2 protein-coding genes and 2 pseudogenes are annotated in these 2,173 nt (G+C 38.8%); 1 reads left to right on the forward strand and 3 read right to left on the reverse strand.

Annotation, left to right across the window (positions count from 1 at the left end):
- The 3 genes and pseudogenes from PX636_RS04670 to PX636_RS04680 form a co-directional block, all read right to left on the reverse strand.
- Positions 1 to 165: pseudogene (locus tag PX636_RS04670) on the reverse strand (DUF4277 domain-containing protein); the annotation flags it as partial.
- A 60-nt stretch (positions 166 to 225) separates the two neighbouring features.
- Positions 226 to 825: a hypothetical protein gene (locus tag PX636_RS04675; RefSeq protein WP_002795574.1), complete on the reverse strand. Its 600-nt coding sequence runs from the start codon at positions 823 to 825 to the stop codon at positions 226 to 228.
- 156 nt (positions 826 to 981) lie between these two features.
- Positions 982 to 1,593 carry a calcium-binding protein gene (locus PX636_RS04680; protein WP_061433275.1) on the reverse strand — a complete coding sequence of 204 codons (612 nt, stop codon included), beginning with the start codon at positions 1,591 to 1,593 and terminating at the stop codon, positions 982 to 984.
- 263 nt (positions 1,594 to 1,856) lie between these two features.
- Between PX636_RS04680 and PX636_RS04685 the strand changes: the two are divergent.
- Positions 1,857 to 2,173: pseudogene (locus PX636_RS04685) on the forward strand (hypothetical protein); the annotation flags it as partial.

The following is a 2,173-nucleotide window of genomic DNA, read 5'->3' on the forward strand; positions in this document are numbered from 1 at the left end:
ACTAATTTTATCATCATTCAGGTGTTTGGGTTCGATGCCATCTCCCCGCAGATGTTCGGTTGCTTTATCTTCAAAAAATTGAGGAAATAAATACAAGGATCGGGAGACAAATCCCAATCCGTTAAGAATAATCGCTTTTACTACTTGCCCCGCTGTGACAATTTCTCCTGGAACCCATTGAGACTTGTTCGTTTGACAACAACCCAATAGCGAGCTACAATGCGATCACTTTCTGGCTTTGCGGATAGCACTCCCTAGCATTAAACCCCCAAGGGTAATATAAGCAAGAACGCTGCTGGATTCTGGAGTCGTTCTTTTAGATGCAACACGAATCTGAACAAGAACATCATCGTCATCATCATCTACAGTGAAAGATGCAGCGTCATCAAGATGAGCTAAGAAGATATTAGTATCTAGTAACTCAAATGTATTTCCTCCGAAACCAAGGCTATTATCTAGATCCGAAAAAACTATTTGTGAAGCCATATCTGTGCCTCCAATTGTAGCGAAAAAACTTTGACCATTCCAGTTAGTTAAAACTGCCAGTGGAATTGGTTGATCTGGATTAAAAGACCCCAAAAAAACCTCACTGTTTGTTGATGGATTATTCGGCAATCCTGAAAGAACTGGAACAAAGTTTTCTGAAGTAGTCCCAAGACCAAACTCAGAATTGGCACCAGCACCACCTCCTAAGGATTTAACGTAAATATCAACCTGATCAGGAAATTTAAACTCTGCTGCACTGCTTGGATTAGTAATACCGCCAACGAATAAAGCAATAGCAAAAGTAAATAAGGGATATTTGGGGTTGCAGGGATTGAACATTTTTGTTGCTCCTCAAAAATTAATTCTTTTTTTGTTGTTCGTTATCTTTTGTTCCTTGAGAACAAGGTTCATGCTTTTAGTTTGATCAGTGAGCAAAAATTGCCCAGTCGTCTGGAACAGGCGAACCAAAAGATTCGCCCGCCCACTCCCAACCAATTAAATAAGCTGAACATCTAAAGAGACAGCAAACCCGGCGGGGCGATTTTCAATGGTTGCGAATTGTTGCCCAAGAAAACTTAACCCACCTGTTAAGCTATTGTAGTTAAATTGGCTAAGGCTACTAGCATTAAATCCGGACTTACTGATCTGGATGACATCGCCCTCTATCCACTGAAAATCCTTGATTACGTCAACTCCTTCTAGAAGAGAACCGAAAAAAAAGGCATCGGCACCAGTGCCGCCAGTGAGGATATCATTGCCATAGCCGCCATAGACAAAGTCATTCCCAGCGCCTCCTAATAGAACATCGTTGTCGGCTCCGCCAAAGAGATAATCAGTGTCGTTTCCGCCTGATAAAGTGTCAGCACCCGCTTCGCCAATGAGCAAGTCACTACCGTTTCCGCCGAAGACATTGTCATTTCCAGCGCGGCCGAAGATGATATCTGCACCATCTCCACCATCAATGTAGTCGTTGCCTATTCCACCGTCGATGTAGTCGTTGCCTCCTTGGCCGTAAATGCTATCATTCCCTTCATTCCCGTACATGGTGTCATTACCGAAACTGCCGAACAAGAAGTCATTGTAAATTGTACCGTTGTAAACTGGCATTAGCTGTCAACTCCTGTGAATTAATTAAGTTGATGATTCAAGTCAAACATTCAGAGCAAATAACATTCAATAGATACTGAATAACAAATTGGTATCAGCCAACAACTCTAAATAACTCTAAATAGCTCTAAATAACCGTACATAACTTTTAATAACAATTAATAACATTGCTTTCTCTTTCTCATAAAAATATTGACAAATCCGAGGAAATGATGTAATCTTTAAATATCTCCATTAATTTTTTGATTATTTTTGAACTAAAAATGGTTGGCATTCCTGACAGGATAGGGACTAAAGATAAAGACCTATTGCAAAAAGCATTTCTAAACTGGATCTTGCAAAATACTGGTTTGATAAAAAATCAAGATCATAGTTGTTTATTTCAACTTCTATATAATCCAAAAAATCAAGATAAAAAAAGAAGTGAAATTGTCGAAATAATGAAAGATAAGCATAATCTTCATTATACGGAAGCAACTATTAATGAATATGCGAAAAGAATTAGGAGAATAATGGTAGATGTGTTTAAACAAGCGATGATAGACGATGGATTAGAATTAAGTGTCAATTTAATTACTAC

Source organism: Microcystis sp. M53598_WE2 (assembly GCF_030067735.1).
Lineage (GTDB): Bacteria > Cyanobacteriota > Cyanobacteriia > Cyanobacteriales > Microcystaceae > Microcystis > Microcystis aeruginosa.

Bases quoted from the DNA above. Each gene is read 5' to 3' on its own strand.
- PX636_RS04675 (WP_002795574.1), bottom strand. From the start codon at position 825: ATGTTCAATCCCTGCAACCCCAAATATCCCTTATTTACTTTTGCTATT.
- PX636_RS04680 (WP_061433275.1), bottom strand. From the start codon at position 1,593: ATGCCAGTTTACAACGGTACAATTTACAATGACTTCTTGTTCGGCAGT.